Origin of the sequence: Nocardioides furvisabuli (genome assembly GCF_021083185.1) — a bacterium.
Lineage (GTDB): Bacteria > Actinomycetota > Actinomycetes > Propionibacteriales > Nocardioidaceae > Nocardioides > Nocardioides furvisabuli.
Window position 1 is genome coordinate 149,394 of record NZ_JAIGQB010000002.1, and the last position, 15,737, is coordinate 165,130.

Annotated in this window: 15 protein-coding genes and 1 riboswitch; of the genes, 10 read left to right on the top strand and 5 right to left on the bottom strand. The window is 71.3% G+C overall.

Translation table 11 applies throughout. The features are described from left to right. Positions 1–3 precede the first annotated feature (3 nt). From K4G59_RS03900 to K4G59_RS03945, 10 genes are all read left to right on the top strand, one after another. Positions 4–1,800: an AMP-dependent synthetase/ligase gene (locus K4G59_RS03900; RefSeq protein WP_231249453.1), complete on the top strand. Its 1,797-nt coding sequence runs from the start codon at positions 4–6 to the stop codon at positions 1,798–1,800. Positions 1,801–2,040: 240 nt separating this feature from the next. Then, entirely contained in the window at positions 2,041–2,820 is a 780-nt protein-coding gene (gene cpaB / locus K4G59_RS03905; RefSeq protein WP_231249454.1) for a Flp pilus assembly protein CpaB, read from the top strand. Beyond that, positions 2,817–4,079, top strand: coding sequence for a CpaE/TadZ family protein (locus K4G59_RS03910; protein WP_231249456.1), 1,263 nt, complete (start codon positions 2,817–2,819; stop codon positions 4,077–4,079). The genes cpaB and K4G59_RS03910 overlap by 4 nt, the downstream gene beginning before the upstream one ends. A 1-nt stretch (position 4,080) precedes the next feature. After that, the gene (locus K4G59_RS03915; RefSeq protein ID WP_231249458.1) at positions 4,081–5,523 is read left to right on the top strand and encodes a TadA family conjugal transfer-associated ATPase; all 1,443 of its coding nucleotides are present in this window, start codon (positions 4,081–4,083) and stop codon (positions 5,521–5,523) included. Further along, positions 5,520–7,409 carry a type II secretion system F family protein gene (locus K4G59_RS03920; RefSeq protein ID WP_231249459.1) on the top strand — a complete coding sequence of 630 codons (1,890 nt, stop codon included), beginning with the start codon at positions 5,520–5,522 and terminating at the stop codon, positions 7,407–7,409. Before K4G59_RS03915 ends, K4G59_RS03920 begins: the two co-directional genes overlap by 4 nt. 1 nt (position 7,410) lies before the next feature. After that, entirely contained in the window at positions 7,411–8,343 is a 933-nt protein-coding gene (locus tag K4G59_RS03925) for a type II secretion system F family protein (protein ID WP_231249460.1), read from the top strand. An 8-nt stretch (positions 8,344–8,351) separates the two neighbouring features. Further along, the gene (locus K4G59_RS03930; protein WP_231249462.1) at positions 8,352–9,926 is read left to right on the top strand and encodes a sensor histidine kinase; all 1,575 of its coding nucleotides are present in this window, start codon (positions 8,352–8,354) and stop codon (positions 9,924–9,926) included. Then, a complete protein-coding gene (locus K4G59_RS03935; RefSeq protein WP_231249463.1) occupies positions 9,901–10,548 on the top strand; it encodes a response regulator transcription factor in 648 nt (215 codons plus the stop codon). Before K4G59_RS03930 ends, K4G59_RS03935 begins: the two co-directional genes overlap by 26 nt. Before the next feature lie 190 nt (positions 10,549–10,738). Further along, positions 10,739–10,912 (top strand): Flp family type IVb pilin, encoded by a 174-nt coding sequence (locus tag K4G59_RS03940; protein WP_231249465.1) that lies wholly within the window; start codon positions 10,739–10,741, stop codon positions 10,910–10,912. Between the two features lie 85 nt (positions 10,913–10,997). Beyond that, the gene (locus K4G59_RS03945) at positions 10,998–11,162 is read left to right on the top strand and encodes a Flp family type IVb pilin (RefSeq protein ID WP_231249466.1); all 165 of its coding nucleotides are present in this window, start codon (positions 10,998–11,000) and stop codon (positions 11,160–11,162) included. A 152-nt stretch (positions 11,163–11,314) separates the two neighbouring features. Here K4G59_RS03945 and K4G59_RS03950 read toward each other — a convergent pair whose 3' ends face one another. The 5 genes from K4G59_RS03950 to K4G59_RS03970 form a co-directional block, all read right to left on the bottom strand. Further along, on the bottom strand, positions 11,315–12,520 hold the full coding sequence (locus K4G59_RS03950; protein ID WP_231249468.1) for a hypothetical protein: 1,206 nt from the start codon (positions 12,518–12,520) through the stop codon (positions 11,315–11,317). A 37-nt stretch (positions 12,521–12,557) separates the two neighbouring features. Beyond that, positions 12,558–13,547 (bottom strand): C40 family peptidase, encoded by a 990-nt coding sequence (locus K4G59_RS03955; RefSeq protein ID WP_231249469.1) that lies wholly within the window; start codon positions 13,545–13,547, stop codon positions 12,558–12,560. A gap of 32 nt (positions 13,548–13,579) precedes the next feature. Then, a riboswitch (cyclic di-AMP (ydaO/yuaA leader) is annotated at positions 13,580–13,709 on the bottom strand. A gap of 132 nt (positions 13,710–13,841) precedes the next feature. After that, the gene (locus tag K4G59_RS03960) at positions 13,842–14,048 is read right to left on the bottom strand and encodes a hypothetical protein (RefSeq protein ID WP_231249470.1); all 207 of its coding nucleotides are present in this window, start codon (positions 14,046–14,048) and stop codon (positions 13,842–13,844) included. A 79-nt stretch (positions 14,049–14,127) separates the two neighbouring features. Continuing rightward, a complete protein-coding gene (locus K4G59_RS20365) occupies positions 14,128–15,363 on the bottom strand; it encodes an NYN domain-containing protein (RefSeq protein WP_231249472.1) in 1,236 nt (411 codons plus the stop codon). A 10-nt stretch (positions 15,364–15,373) separates the two neighbouring features. Continuing rightward, positions 15,374–15,661, bottom strand: coding sequence for a hypothetical protein (locus tag K4G59_RS03970; protein ID WP_231249474.1), 288 nt, complete (start codon positions 15,659–15,661; stop codon positions 15,374–15,376). Positions 15,662–15,737: the final 76 nt, after the last annotated feature.

Here is a 15,737-nt window from a genome sequence, read left to right on the forward strand (position 1 = left end):
ATCGTGCGTGAGTTCTCCACGCCGCTCTCCCTCACCATCCCCTCGACGGGGAACCTCACCGACGACGTCGTCACCAACGCCCGGGAGGCCGCCACCACGGCAGTCTTCAGCCGGGCCACTCCTGACGGATGGATCGATGTCACGGCGGACCAGTTCCACCACGAGGTCTGCGCGGTCGCCAAGGGCCTCGTCGCCGCGGGCGTCGAGGTGGGCGACCGCGTCGCACTGCTGTCGAAGACCCGATACGAGTGGACGCTCCTCGACTACGCCATCTGGTTCGCCGGTGCCGTGACGGTGCCGATCTACGAGACGTCGTCGGCCGAGCAGATCGGCTGGATCCTCCACGACTCCGGCACCCGTGCGGTCGTGGCCGAGGGCCCCGACCACCTCGCTCGCGTCCGCGAGGCGCGTCAGGCCCACGACCTGCCTGAGCTGCAGCACGTCTGGTCGCTCCAGGACAACGCCGTCGACGTGCTGACGCGCCTGGGCGCAGACGTCTCCGACGAGGCCCTCGAGCAGCGGCGCACGACTGCTGGCCCGGGCGACGTGGCCACCCTGATCTACACCAGCGGCACCACCGGCCGACCCAAGGGCTGCATGCTCACGCACGGCAACTTCATGTTCGAGCTGGGCGTCGCGGTCGAGGAGCTGTCCGACCTCTTCGACACCGACGAGGCCTCCACGCTGCTGTTCCTGCCGCTGGCGCACGTCTTCGCGCGCATCATCCAGATCGGTGCGGTGAAGAGCCGCGCCCGGCTCGGGCACAGCTCCGACATCAAGAACCTGGTCGCCGACCTGGGCGAGTTCCGTCCCAGCTTCATCCTCGCCGTCCCGCGCGTGTTCGAGAAGGTCTTCAACACCGCGTCCCAGCGCGCGACCGCCGACGGCCGCGGCAAGGTCTTCGACCGCGCGTCCGACGTCGCGATCGCCTGGTCGCGCGCGCTCGACGGCACGAAGGTCCCCCTGCGCCTGCGGGCCCAGCACGCCGTGTTCGACAAGCTGGTCTACGGCAAGCTGCGCCAGGCACTCGGTGGGAGCTGCGCGTACGCCGTCTCCGGCGGCGCGCCGCTGGGCGACCGGCTCGGCCACTTCTATCGCGGCATCGGGCTGTCGGTGCTGGAGGGCTACGGCCTGACGGAGACCACGGCCGCACTGACCGTCAACCTGCCCGACGCCCAGAAGATCGGCACTGTCGGGCGCCCGATCCCGGGGACCAGCGTGCGCGTGGGCGACGACGGCGAGCTGCTCTTCAAGGGCGGCCAGGTGTTCGCGGGCTACTGGGGCAACGACGCCGCGACGCACGAGGCCATCGACCAGGACGGCTGGTTCCACACCGGTGACGTCGGCGAGGTCGACGACGAGGGCTTCGTGCGGATCACCGGGCGCAAGAAGGAGATCCTGGTGACCGCGGGCGGCAAGAACGTCGCTCCGGCAGTCCTCGAGGACCGTCTGCGGGCGCACGCACTGGTCGACCAGTGCCTCGTGGTCGGCGACGGGCAGCCCTTCATCGGCGCCTTGGTGACGATCGACCGCGAGACCTTCCCCGGCTGGGCCGAGCAGCACGGCAAGTCCGGCGACGTGGGCGGCCTCCTCGACGACCCGGACCTCGTGGCGGCCGTCCAGGGCGCCGTCGACGAGGCGAACAAGGCCGTGTCGAAGGCCGAGGCCATCCGCAAGTTCACGATCCTGCCGGGTGAGTGGACCGAGGACGGCGGCCAGCTGACGCCGAGCCTGAAGCTCAAGCGCAACGTCGTCGTGCGCGAGGCGCGTGCGGAGATCGAAGCGCTCTACCTCGGGTGAGCCGGGCCGTTCGGTGAGCGGCCGGCACCGGGAATGACCATGCCCGGATAGTCATTTCGGGTGGCACGGGGGCCACTTCCGGGTGGTTTGTGCGGTTTAGCCCGCGACCCCTGCGACGCGCCTCTAGATTCGCATCGCTGGGAGGGCTCCGGGGCCGATTTCACGCATGACCCTGGAACCACCTGCGCGCCCGGGATCTCCGACCGTGGGGGTCCCACGACCCCCGCGAAGGACCGCACCATGGCTCGCCGTTCAGTACTCCTCCTCGTCGCCGCCCTCATCGCACTCGCCGGCACGGCCATGATCGTGCTCTACGTCCAGGGCATCGACGCCCGCGCCACCCAGGACCAGGAGCTGGTCGAGGTGCTCGTCGCCACCGAGACGATCGACACCGGCGAGTCGGTCTCCGATGCGCAGGAGGCGGGCAAGATCGAGAAGTCCGAGGTCCGCCGCGCGGACGTCGTCGAAGGCAGCCTCTCGTCCACCTCCTCGATCTCCGACCTCGTCGCGATCGGCACCATCTACCCCGGCGAGCAGCTCATCGCGAAGAAGTTCGGCAGCCTCGGCGACACCCAGAGCCTGGTCATCCCCGACGACAAGATGGCCATCTCGGTCGAGCTCACCGACTTCGAGCGCGTCGCCGGCTTCGTCAACCCCGGCAACGAGGTGGCGGTCTTCGCCACCGCCCTGGATCCGGTCGCGCTCCTGCCGGACAACCAGGAGCAGAAGCTCGGCAGCGTGACCCGCATCGTGCTGACGCGGGTTCCCGTCCTCGGCGTCGGGACGACCAGCGTCACCTCGCGCACCGTCGAAGGCGAGGAGGGAGCCACCACCGAGGAGGTCGCGCGCACGATCCTCACCATCGCCGTCACCCAGGACGAGGCGGAGCGACTGATCCAGGCCGACCGCAACACCGAGCTCAACTTCGCGCTCCTCACCGACGACTCCAAGGTGGAGAACGGCCCCGGCGCCACGCTGGGCACGATCTTCCCCGAGCTCTTCAGGGGCGTACGGCAGTGACCGCCGTCCTCGAGCCCGACGGCGCCCAACGGGCGATCCTCCAAGCGATGCTGCACGGGTCGGTGGCCTTCGCCGACGTGGAGGGTCTCGACGGGCACATCCGCACCACGGCCAACGAGTTCGCCGTCGTCATAGGCCCCTCGGTCCCGGGTGACGCGGCAGCCGAGCTGGCGCAGTGGGCGCGGGTGCACCGTCCGGACCTGGGCGTGATCCTGCTCCGCAACGACATCGACAGCAACACGCTCTCGCTGGCCCTGCGCAGCGGCATGCGCGAGGTCGTGGCTGCGCGTGACCTCGCCGGCATCACCACGGCTGTGGCGCGTGCGCGCAGCGTGGCCAACGCCATCGGGCAGACGCTGATGGACGAGGTGCAGGCGGCCGCGCAGACGGCGCGGGCGGAGGTCGCGGCGGAGGTCGCGCAAGCCGCAGCCGTCGCGCAGGCGGAGGCGGACGCACCGCGCGGCAAGGTCATCACGGTGTTCTCCACCAAGGGCGGCGTCGGCAAGAGCCTCGTCGCGACCAACCTCGGCGTGGCACTGTCCACCAGCGGACGCTCGACGTGCCTGGTGGACCTCGACGTCAACAGCGGCGACGTGGCGATCATGCTCCAGCTGACGCCGCAGCGCACGATCAACGACCTCGTCGGCTTCAACGGCGTCATCGACGCCGAGGGCATCGCGACGATCCTCACCCACCACTCCGACAACCTGTCGGTCGTCGCTGCGCCGGTGCGCCTCGACTCCCCCGACCAGGCCTCGGTCGACGACATCGGCAGGCTGCTCGACGCGCTGCGCCGGATGGTCGACTTCGTGGTCGTCGACACCTCCGGGGTCTTCGACGACAACGCCCTGTGTGCCCTCGACCGGTCCGACATGATCGTGCTGGTCGGCACCCTCGACATCCCGTCGCTGAAGGCGCTCAAGCTCGCGACCAGCACGCTCGACATGCTGAACTTCCCGAAGGCCACGTGGAAGTTCGTGCTGAACCGTGCTGACGGCAAGGTGGGCCTGACCTCCGACGAGTACGAGAAGACCCTGGACCTCAAGGCGGACTGCTCGCTCGTGTCGAGCCGCGAGGTGCTCGCAGCCGTCAACCGTGGCGAGGCGCTGGTCAGCGCCTACCCCGGACACCCCAACAGCAAAGCCCTGGTCGCGTTCTCCCGCAACGTGACCGACACCCTCGGCGCCGCCGGCGACGGCGCGGCCGACCCGTCCAGCCGGAAGTCCAGCGGCTCCCGGCTCCGCCTCAGGAGGGGCTGACGTGAGCCTGACAGACCGACTGGCCGCAGCACGCGGCCGCGCACCCGAGTCCTACGACGCACCGCCGGCACCCGGCGCTGCCCCCGGCGCGCCCACCACCGTGGTCGCCACCACCGCCGCACCGTCGGGCGGTGAGGCCCGGCGCAAGCCTGCCTCGCCCAAGTCCGACCCGTTCCAGGACCTGAAGCGGATCGTGCACCAGCGGCTCGTCGAGTCCCTCGGTCCCAAGCTGTACGACGCCCACATGACGCAGTCCGAGCTCGAGCAGCAGGTGCGCCTGGCCCTCCAGACGGCCATCGCCGACGCCGACATCCCGATGTCGTCCGCCGACCGCACCCGTGTCTCGCAGGAGATCGCCGACGACATCCTCGGCTACGGACCGATCGAGCCCCTGCTGCGCGACTCCAGCCTGTCCGAGGTGATGGTCAACTCCTACCAGGACATCTACGTGGAGCGTAAGGGCAAGCTGGTCCGGGTGGACACGTCGTTCACCGACGAGGCCCACCTGCGCCGCACCATCGACAAGATCGTCAGCAAGATCGGGCGCCGGGTCGACGAGACGAGCCCGATGTGCGACGCCCGCCTACCCGACGGCAGCCGCGTCAATGCCATCATCCCGCCGCTGGCGCTCGACGGGTCCAAGCTGACCATCCGCAAGTTCTCCGAGGACCCCTACACCGTCGACGACCTCATCAACTTCGGCACCCTCACCCCGGCGTCGGCCGGCCTGCTCGAGGGCTGCGTGCGGGGCCGCCTCAACATCCTGGTCTCGGGAGGAACCGGCTCCGGGAAGACGACGACGCTCAACGTGCTCTCGTCCTTCATCCCCGACGACGAGCGCATCGTCACGATCGAGGACGCGGCCGAGCTCCGGCTCGGACAGGACCACGTGCTGCGCCTGGAGTCGCGTCCCGCCAACATCGAGGGCAAGGGCGCCGTCACCATCCGCGACCTGGTGAAGAACTCCCTGCGCATGCGACCCGACCGGGTGGTCGTCGGTGAGATCCGTGACGCAGCCGCACTCGACATGCTCCAGGCGATGAACACCGGCCACGACGGCTCGATCTCGACCCTGCACGCCAACACGCCGCGTGACGCCCTGGCCCGCCTGGAGACCATGGTGCTCATGGCCGGCATGGACCTGCCGGTGCGCGCCATCCGCGAGCAGGTCGCCAGCGCCGTGGACCTGATCATCCAGCAGACCCGTCTCAAGGACGGCACCCGTCGCATCACCGCGATCACCGAGATCGTCGGCATGGAGGGCGACATCATCACCACCCAGGACGTGTTCATGTTCGACTACGCCGCGGGCGTGGACGAGAACGGGAGGTTCCAGGGTGGCCTGAAGTCCATGGGCCTGCGTCCCCGCTTCCTCGAGCGCCTGACCGACCACGGCGTGCACGTGGACCCCGCCATCTTCGCCACGGGCGGAACCCTGCGATGAGGCCGCCACGCGCCACCCGAGCAGCAGCAACCCTGGCGGTCGGCGTGCTGCTCGCGCTCGGCACCGCGCTCCCCGCCCACGCCGAGGACGAGGTCAACATCGACCATGTCGAGTCCGTCGACGGTCAGGTGTCGCTCGTGCTCGCGGTCGACGGCATCCCGGGCGACAGCGACGTGGACGCCTCGTCCGTGCGGGTGGAGGTCGACGGCAGGGCCGTGGACTCCACCGCCAAGCTGATCTCGGCCGGCGACGTCGAACGCACGACCGTGTTGGTGCTCGACGCCAGCAACAGCATGCGCCAGGGCGACAAGTTCGCCGCGGCCACCAGCGCCGTCGACACCTTCCTCGCCTCCGCCCCCGACGACATCCGGATCGGGCTCGTCGCCTTCGCCGGTGACCTCGGCACGGTGGTGCAGCCCACCACGGACCACGAGTCCGTGCGGACCGCCCTCGCCGACATCGAGCTCCGCAAGGGAACGGCCGTCTACGACGGCATCGCCGAGGGCCTGGACCTCGTCGGCGCAGAGGGCTCGCGCTCGCTCCTCGTGCTCTCCGACGGCGGCGACACCAGCAGCTCGACGACGCTCGACGTGGTCGGCAACGACGCCACCGATGGCGGCGTGGTCGTCGACGTCGTGTCGCTCGCGAACCCCAAGAATGCCGAGACCATGTCGGCGCTGGCCGAGGACACCGGCGGTCAGGTGATCCCGGCCGAGCAGGACGCCCTGTCCGCGGTGTTCTCCGCCCAGGCCGACGCGCTGGCCAAGCAGCTGCTGGTCACCTTCGACCGCCCCGAGGACGCCTCCAGCGAGGTCAACCTCGGCGTGAGCGTCGATGCAGCCGATGCGACGTACACCGACTCGGCCTTCATCTCCCTCGGCGCCGCCCCGGCCGGTCCCGACCTCGTGGACTCCGGTCGCTCTCTCGTCGGCACCCCCGGGATGATGCTCGGGGCGGTCGCACTGGCGCTCGGCTTCGGCGGCATCCTGGTCGTGGCCCTCGGCGGCCCCAACAAGTCGTCCGCGGACCGTCGCCTCGACGCCTACTTCGGCGGCGAGGGCAACGGCGGGAAGCGGAAGTCGGACGCGACGGCGGACCTCAAGGGCTCGGCCGTCGCGCTCACCGACCGCGTCGTCTCCGCGGACCTCGAGACCCGCATCTCCCAGCGCCTGGCGGGAGCCGGGTCCGCGCTCACCGCGTCGGAGTGGCTGCTCCTGCACGCCGGCATCGCCGTGGGGTCTGCGCTCGTCGGCTTCGTGCTCAGCGGGCCCGGACTCGCCGTCCTCGGTCTCGCCCTCGGCACGGTCGTTCCCTGGGTCTACCTCAAGTTCCGTCACTCGCGCCGGCTCAGCAAGTTCAACGGTCAGCTCGCGGAGACACTGGGCCTCATGGCCGGCGGCCTCCAGGCCGGACTGTCGCTCCCCCAGGCGGTCGACAGCGTGGTCCGTGAGGGGAGCGAGCCGATGGCCGGGGAGCTGCGGCGCGCCCTCGTCGAGCAGCGGCTCGGCGTCGACATCACCGACGCTCTCGAGGGGGTGGGCCAGCGCATGGACAGCGAGGACTTCCAGTGGATCGTGATGGCGATCCGCATCCAGCGCGAGGTCGGCGGAAACCTCGCCGAGATCCTGCACACGGTGGCCGACACGCTCCGCGAGCGGGAGTACCTGCGCCGCCAGGTCAGGGCGCTGAGCGCCGAGGGTCGACTGTCGGGCTACATCCTGACGGGTCTGCCTCCGCTCATCGGGCTCTACATGATGATGGTCAATCCCGACTACATCGCCCTGCTCTACACGACCGTCCCGGGATTCGTCCTGCTGGCCATAGCGACGTTCCTGCTCGGCCTGGGGTCGTTCGCCATGTCGAAGCTCGCGAAGGTGGAGGTCTGAGATGTCGATGACCCTGATGCTCGGCGCAGCGCTGCTGTGCGCCGCGATGATCCTGGCCCTCACCGTGATCGGCGTGATCACCTCCGAGCGCCGCGGCGTGGCTCGTTCCGTCGCCGCCGTGCAGGCGCTCGACTCCGCACCCAGCGTGCTGAAGCAGGAGATCGAGCGGCCCTTCGCCGAGCGGGTCATCGCACCCCTGGGCGAGCGCATGGTCGGGCTGGGCCGCAAGATGGTCCGCGCCGACACCGCCCGCAAGGTCCAGTACCGGCTCAACATCGCGGGCAACCCGCCGGCCTGGGACGTCAACCGCATCCTGGGCCTCAAGGTCCTCGGGCTGGCGCTCTTCGGCGGACTCGGCTTTCTCTACCTCCTCGGCATGGGCTGGCCCTTCTATCGCGTGGTGCTGGCGACCGGCCTGGCCGCGGGCTTCGGCTACGTGCTCCCGAACGTGCTGCTCTACAACGCCGGCCAGAAGCGCGAGAACCTGATGCGCAACGCGCTCCCCGACGCGATGGACCTGCTGACGATCTCCGTCGAGGCAGGCCTCGGCTTCGACGCCGCCGTGAGCCGCGTGGCCAAGAACGGCGAGGGACCGCTGAACCAGGAGTTCGCGCGTCTGCTCCAGGAGATGCAGCTCGGCGTGGGCCGCACCGACGCCATGCGGGCCATGGCCGACCGCACGTCGCTGGCGGACCTGAAGTCCTTCTGCAGCGCGATGGTGCAGGCCGACAGCCTCGGCATCCCGATCGCCCGGGTCCTGCGCATCCAGAGCCAGGAGATGCGCACCAAGCGACGCCAGCGGGCCGAGGAGAAGGCACAGCAGGTGCCGGTGCGGATCATGATCCCGCTCGTCCTCTTCATCCTGCCCTGCCTGTTCATCGTGATCATGGGCCCGGCCGGCATCCAGATGGCCGAGACGTTCTCGAACATGTGATCCGCCCCATGACCCCCACCGTGACGCAGGAGGCAAGCGCGCCCACCCCCGCGCTGACGGCCTGGCGCACGACGACGGCCGTCCGCGTGTTCGCCCTGGCCCTGGCCACCGGCACTGCGCTCAGCAACGGAGTCTTCGTCCAGTCCGCGCCCATCATCGTGGTCCTCGCACTGGCGGCGGCCGTGACCTCGCTGCTGGAGTGGATGAACCGCAACCGGCCGGTGCACTGGCATGCCGTGGCCGAGGCGGTGGCCGTGACCGCGCTGCTCGTCGCCGCCCGGTCGACGTCGGACCTCGGTGCCTACCTCGCCGTGCCCGCGATCGCTGCCGGAGTCCGCCACGGCCTGGTCACCACCCTCAACGTGACCCTCGTGTCGACCCTCACGGTCGCAGCGACAGTCGCAGCCGACCCTGCGTCCGATGCGCTACGACGCTCCGGCGAGGCCGTGCTCTGGCTCGCGATCGGCATCGGCGTCGGCCTGCTCGCGAGCCTGCAGTCCCGCGCCACGCGGACCATGGCGGCCCGACAGGCGCCGTACGCCGCCGCGCACCGGCTGATGGCGCGGATCCACCGACTGGCGAGCTCAGGCAACCTGGGCCTCGACAGCGCCGCCCTGGCCAGCGATCTCGAGGCCGCCATGCGGCGGGCCACCGGGTGTGCGCGGTCGACCGTCTTCGTGGTGGATCCCGACGAGACGCTACGGCCGCTCAACGGACGCGACGACGTCGCCCGGTTGGCGGCCGAGATCGAGCTGCCGGAGCGGGAGCGCACGCCGGGCGCAGCCGTGGTGCCCCTGCGCGGCTCCCAGCAGGTGCTGGGCTACTGCGTCCTCGTGGGCGTGCCGCGCTGGACTCCCGAGCTCGACCAGCGCGCCGTCGAGGTGGCCGACGAGTTCGCCCTGCGCCTCGACACAGCCGTGCTCTTCGACGAGGTACGCGCCCTCGCGACCTCCGAGGAGCGCAACCGGATCGCACGGGAGATGCACGACGGGGTGGCGCAGGAGATCGTCGGCCTGGGCTACATCGTCGACGAGATCGAGTCCGTCAGCGACCAGGAGCACACCCGCGAGCTGGCATCCGCCCTCCGTGCCGAGATCACCCGGCTGGTGTCGGAGATCCGTTTCTCGATCTTCGACCTGCGCCACGAGGTCACCGACGGACGCCTGGCGGCATCGCTGGCCGACTACACGCGCGAGGTGAGCCACGCCACGGGGCTCCGGGTCCACCTGTCACTCGCGGAGTCGGGGCCTCCCCTGCCGCCTCGGACCGCGACCGAGGTGCTCCGGGTCGCCCAGGAGGCCATCGGCAACGTGCGCAAGCACGCGCAGGCCGACAACCTCTGGGTCACCCTCGACTCCGACGGATCGTCCCTGCGGCTCGAGGTGGCCGACGACGGAGTCGGCAACGCCGGCCCGCGCGAGCACCACTGGGGACTCCAGACCATGCGCGAGCGCGCCGTCGGCGTGGGCGCCCAGCTCGACGTCGCACCACGACCTGACGGCGGAACCGTCGTCAGCCTGCGGTCACCGACCGCACCCCCCGAAGGAGAGATCGCCCATGGCCATCACCGTGCTGCTCATTGACGACCACGAGCTGATCCGACAGGGCCTCGCCCGTGCCTTCGAGCGCGATGCCGACATGACCGTGGTGGGCCAGGCGGGCAGCGTCGAGGAGGGCATCGCCGCCTGGAAGGACCTCGAGCCGGACGTGGTGGTCACGGACCTCCAGATGCCGGGCGGGAGCGGCCTCGACGTCGTGCGCGCGATCCGCGCGACGAGCGACGCCACCGGGGTGGTGGTGCTCACCATGCACGCCGGCGACGACCGCATCTTTGCCGCGATGGAGGCCGGGGCGTCTGCCTTCGTCGGCAAGGACACGCGTGCGACCGAGGTGGTCAGCGCCGCCAAGCATGCTGCGGTGGCGCCCCGCACGTTCCTGTGCGCCGGCCTCAGCCAGGCGGTGATGCGCCGCGCGACCTCGCCCGCACCCCCCAGGCTGTCCGGTCGCGAGGCGGAGGTCCTGGCGCTCCTCGCCGACGGCCTCGGGACCGGTGAGATCGCCGGCTCGCTCTTCATGAGCGAGTCCACGGCCAAGACCCACATCACCCACATCTACCAGAAGCTGGGTGCTGCCAACCGCGCCCAGGCGCTGGTGACGGCGATGCGGCTCGGCCTCCTCGACCACGCCACGCCGCAACGCTTCTGACCCACGCCCGGACTTCTCCGACCAGTGCCGCGCCCGCCCTTCGCGGGTGGTCTCGAGATAGTCACAAGGGACTACGCAGGCGGGTCCGATCACCCGATTCGGCGAGCTCGAGATCTTGGCAGAGTCTTCCTCGACGGGTCCTCGTGGACTCGGAACGAGACTCATCACACAGACATCAAGGGGAAACATCATGATCGAGAAGTTCATCACCCTCATGCTCATCGGTCGCGACGAGGAGGAGGGCGCCACCGCCGTCGAGTACGGCCTGATGGTCGCGCTGATCGCCATCGTCATCATCGGCGCCGTCACCCTCCTGGGCAACAACCTCAACGCCCTGTTCAACAACATCGCCGGCTCGCTCTGATCCAGCCGACGCTGTGACGTCGGAGGACCGGCGTCGTGCACTGCCACGACGCCGGTCCTTCGCATTCCCACAGGAGGTAAGCATCGTGATCCTGTTCAGGACACCCGAGCGCGACGAGCGCGGAGCCACCGCGGTCGAGTACGGCCTCATGGTGGCGATGATCGCCATCGTGATCATCGCTGGCGTGACCTTCTTCGGCCTGGCAGTGAGCGATCTCTTCCTCATCCCGGCCGGGGTCTTCAAGGGCTGACGACCGCCACCACGATCCTGGTCGGGCGCACGCCCGGCCGGCGCGACTGCCGGAGCGGCGTGAGGTCTGCATCGGCGGTCGTACGGCACCAGCACCACCTGCACCACGCTGAGGGCGACCGGTCACCGGTCGCCCTCAGCGCGTTCCGGGCCTCACCCCACGAGCCTCCGGAGCTCGGCTCGCCACAGCGCAGTCAGCTCGGCCGTGGACAGCCCGGCCTGTCGCAGTGCACGGTCCAGCGGCACCCCGCGCGAGGCCCCCTCGTACGCCGCCACCAGGCGTGGCTCTCCCAAACGCTCGGCGAGGACGCGACACGCGAGCCAGGCCTCCTCGTAGCGGGCCTGGAGGTCGCGCGCCCGGGTGTCGAAGTCGTCCCTGGACGGCAGCGACGAGGGTACGCCGTCGCGCCGGGCCGCCTCGATCGCCCGCCCGAGGGTTACTCGGTCGGGCAGCTGAGCATCGCGGAGCGCGACGTAGTCGGCGAACCCCTCCAGCAGCCACGGCTCGACGGGCCTGCGGACCGCGTCGGTGGCGATGTGGACCAGCTCGTGGCTCATCACGACCTGGGCCCCCGCGCGACGCAGGCCGGCGGTGAGGTCGGGATTCACGAACACGTGCACCGGCCCCTCCGCGGCCTTCCCGACCGGCGCCGTCACCGCGGCGATGCCGGCATAGGTGCCGGGCCGGACGCCGAGCGTCTCGTCGAGGTCGCCTGCACTGGCAGGGACCTCGACCACCACCGGATCGATGCGCTGGGGCAGCACGCGGCGCACGACGTCGATGCCACGCTCCACCCGACGCAGCACCGCCTCCGCCTCCGCCTCTGCCTGGCGGCCGGTGCCGTCCACCATGACCAGCACCCCGGGCGCCGTCGCCACGGCAAGGCGGCCGCGCAGCCACAACGGCACGCGCGCGGCGCCGCCGGCGCTGAAGCCGGCGACCGCGAGCCGACCGTCGTCCGGGACGAAGGTGACGACCACCTCGGCCCGGGCGGGTGCAGCATCGAGACGCGCGACTCGCCACGTGAGGTCGACGGTCCCCGACCAGCTCCCGTCGCTCGCGACGGTCCCGACCTGGTCGACGTAGCGCGCCGACACCGCGCGCAGGTCGAGGGCGGCTGCCGTGCCGGCGATCCCCGCGAGCTGCTCACCGACGACGGCGTTCCCGGCGGGCGCGAGCGACGCCAAAGCGTCGGCGTCCCGCGACCCGACACCGTCCACGAGGCTCGCCAGCGCCTCGGCCGCGTCGCGCGGGCTCGCCCGCGGCACGTCCACGGTCGCGGGCTCGACGTCGTGGCGCCCGCCCTGCACCAGCGCGACCACGACCGCGGCCACCACGAACAGCGAAAGACCGGCCACCCACCAGAGTGGGCGACCGGCCTTCGAGATCGGTGCGTCAGCCAGGACGGACCGCGCCGACGTAGGGCATCGAGTGGAGGCCCGCGACAGCGACACCGGTGCCGGGATTGGCGGCGTGCACGATCATGCCGTTGCCGATGTACATCCCGACGTGGCTGATCGGGCTGTAGTAGAACACCAGGTCGCCGGGCTGGAGGTCGCTCGCAGCGATGCGCGGACCGGAGCCGAACTGGGCGCTGGAGGAGTGCGGCAGCGAGACACCGGCCTGGGCCCAGGCCCGCATGGTGAGCCCGCTGCAGTCGAAGGCGTTCTCGCCCATGGCGCCGTAGACGTAGGCGTCGCCCACCTGGGCCATGGCGTACTGGATCGCCGCGGCGGCGCGGCCCGAGGCCGGGACGGAGGCGGGGACCCGGGTGGAGCTGCCGCGCGAGGCGAGCACGCGCTCGCGCTCCTCGGCCTCGAGGTCGGCGAGGAGCTCCTTGGCCTCGGCCAGCTTGTCGTCGACCGTGTCCTTCTCGGTGCTCAGCTGCTCGGTGAGCTCCGCGATCTCGTCAGCGCGGGCGTCGGTCGCCTCCTGCCGGATGGCGAGGGCCTCGAGCTCGGTGTCGTAGTCGGAGAGCAGCGAGGACTGGAGGTCGTTGAAGGACGACATCGTGGAGAGCGTGTCGAGGAAGGAGCCGGGGTCCTCGGAGACGACGATCTGGCCGACGGTCGAGATGCCCTCGCCCTCGAGCTGGCGCACCACTGCACCGGAGACCTGGTCGCGCACGGCGTCGAGGCGCTCGTCCTGGCGCTCCTGGTCGGCCCGCAGCCCGGCGAGGTCACGACGCAGGTCGGCGAGGTCGAGCCTCGCGTCGTGCAGGCGCTCCTGGGCGGCCTCGGCCTCGTGGTAGAGGCGGTCCACGCGGACCTTGACGTCCTTGATGTCGGGGTCGGCCTGCGCGGGGGTCGCGGGCACGAATGAGATGGCGGCGATCGCGGTCAGGCCGAGAACGGTCGCGCCAGCTCGCTTGCGGGTGTGAGCCACGAGCGGGGGTACTCCCTCAGGGTGTCGTACGCCTACCGGGTGAGCTGACGGGTTCGGCACGACGTGTCCTACCCCTGCTCCACGCACCGCTCGCGCCGTGCGCCTTGCAGGGGATTCACCCCAGGGGGAAGGTTGGTTCCCCGGTTCGTCGACCACGGGTGGTGCGGGGGTGCGGTCGACAACTCGGCGCGACGCCCGCGCGGGCCTGGTGACCCACTGCCACGGACGTCAGCCCACACCTTAGACCGGAGGTGCAGGCCCCGCCAATCTTCGGCCAACTTCACGAGATGTGTCTCAGGCCGACTCCACGACCGGGCTCGCCACGGGCTCCACCAGCCTCAGGGGCGGCACCAGGCCACCCGAGGCCAGCACGTCGAGCGCCACCCTCTCGTCGTCGTCGATGGTCAGCTCCGGCGGCGGCCCCAGCAGCACCGTCACCACGCAGTCGTGGCAGTGCAGTCCGCGCACCACGCAGGTGTCGCAGTCGATCCGTGTCGTCATGTCCTGAACGGTGACAGGGACCACCGACAGCGGGTCCTCGGCGTGTCGTCGGCCGGCGTGTCTCCGCCCGGCTGGGGCGTCAGATGATCCCGAGCAACGACGACGTCGGGACGGCACGGGCCCCCGCGCGTACGACGTCGCGCACCACGGCCTGGTCGTCGCTCACCACGACGACCACCCGACCGCGCGGTTCGGCCGCGACGAGCTGGCGGATCACGTCGTCGGCGATGACGCCCTCCGGGCTGAAGACCACGCGCACGCCGCGCGGCGCCGGCATGACGGTGCGCGCGCTCGACTCGGCGGCGTCGAAGACGACCGTCGTCTCGGCCCCGGACCGGGCGACGACCGGCCCGAGGGCCGCCACCAGGCGGCTGCGCTGGGCCTCCAGGCTCGCGGTGGGCCAGGCGGCCTTGGTCACGTTGTAGCCGTCGACGAGCAGACGGGCCCGGGGCAGGCCGAGCATCTGCTCGAGCGACGCCGCGGTGGCGGGGCCGCTCGAGGTCGGAGCGGCCTCCACCCCGGCCAGGCCCGCCTCCACGGCGTCGCCGGGCGCCCCGACGACTGCGGGGAGGCCGAGCTCTCGGCGCAGGCCGGTGGCCGACTCGACGACGGCGTCGAGGAGCAGGCGGGCGCGGATGCTGGCGGCGTCGCGCTCGCTGCGCGTGTCGCGGCGGCCCGCCGCCACGGCGGCCTCCGCCTCGTCGAGCTGGGACCGCAGACGGCGTACGTCGGCCTCGGCTGCGGCGGTCACCGTCCTGGCGGCCGCCACGGCCTCGTCGCGCTCGGCGCACGCGGCATCGCGCTCCTCCTGCGCGGAACGGAGCACGCTGCGCGTCTCCCCCAGCCGCTGCCGGAGCACCTTGTGGTCGGCTCGGGCGCGGTCGAGCTCCTCACGGTGCTGGGCCCGCAGCGTCCCGAGCTCGGCCTGGAGCGCGGCCACCTGCGCGGTGAGCCGACCCAGCTCGGCGCGGTCCTGGTCGTCGCGGGCCTCGTCGTCGGAGAGGGCCGCAGAGGCGTCGGCCACGACGGCTTCCCAACCGTCCTCGCGACTGAGCCAGGCGCGGGCCGCGGCGTCGAGGGCATCGTCGTCCGCAACCGGAAGTGCAGCCACCTGGACGGCGGCGTGGTGTCGGAAGTCGTCGTCGGCGAGCGCGGCCCAGATGGCGCTCCCGCCCAGCCGGGCCCGGCGCGCAGGCGCGAAGCCGGCGATCTTGCGCAAGGCCGGGGGCACGGGCACCACCGACGGCAGCACGGCGGACACCAACGCGACCACGCGCAGGCGGAGCCGCTCGGGCAGCGACGCCGGGTCGGTCACGGACGACCCGTCAGCCGACGGCGGAATCGGAAGCCGGGTCGGCCATGGTGTCGGCCGAAGCCCGGTCGACGACCTCGATCGCGTCGGAGCGGCCGCACCAGCGGCACGAGACCGCCTCGACCTCCTCGGAGCGGAGGGTCTCCTCCTCCACCTGGTGCTCACCGGCGAGGTCGAAGTGCCAGTACTCGGTCGTGCGACGGGTGCGCGTCACGTCGAACCGGGTCAGGTTGCCGCAGCCGGCGCAGCGCCACCGCTCGCCGTCGGCGGGTACGCGGAGGTCGGCGGTCTGGTCGGCCACGGGGTGCTCCTCTGGCTGGGGTCCTGCGTCGGCGGGCGTGAACGTGGGGCACGGTCAGCGTAGTGCGCGCGCCGTC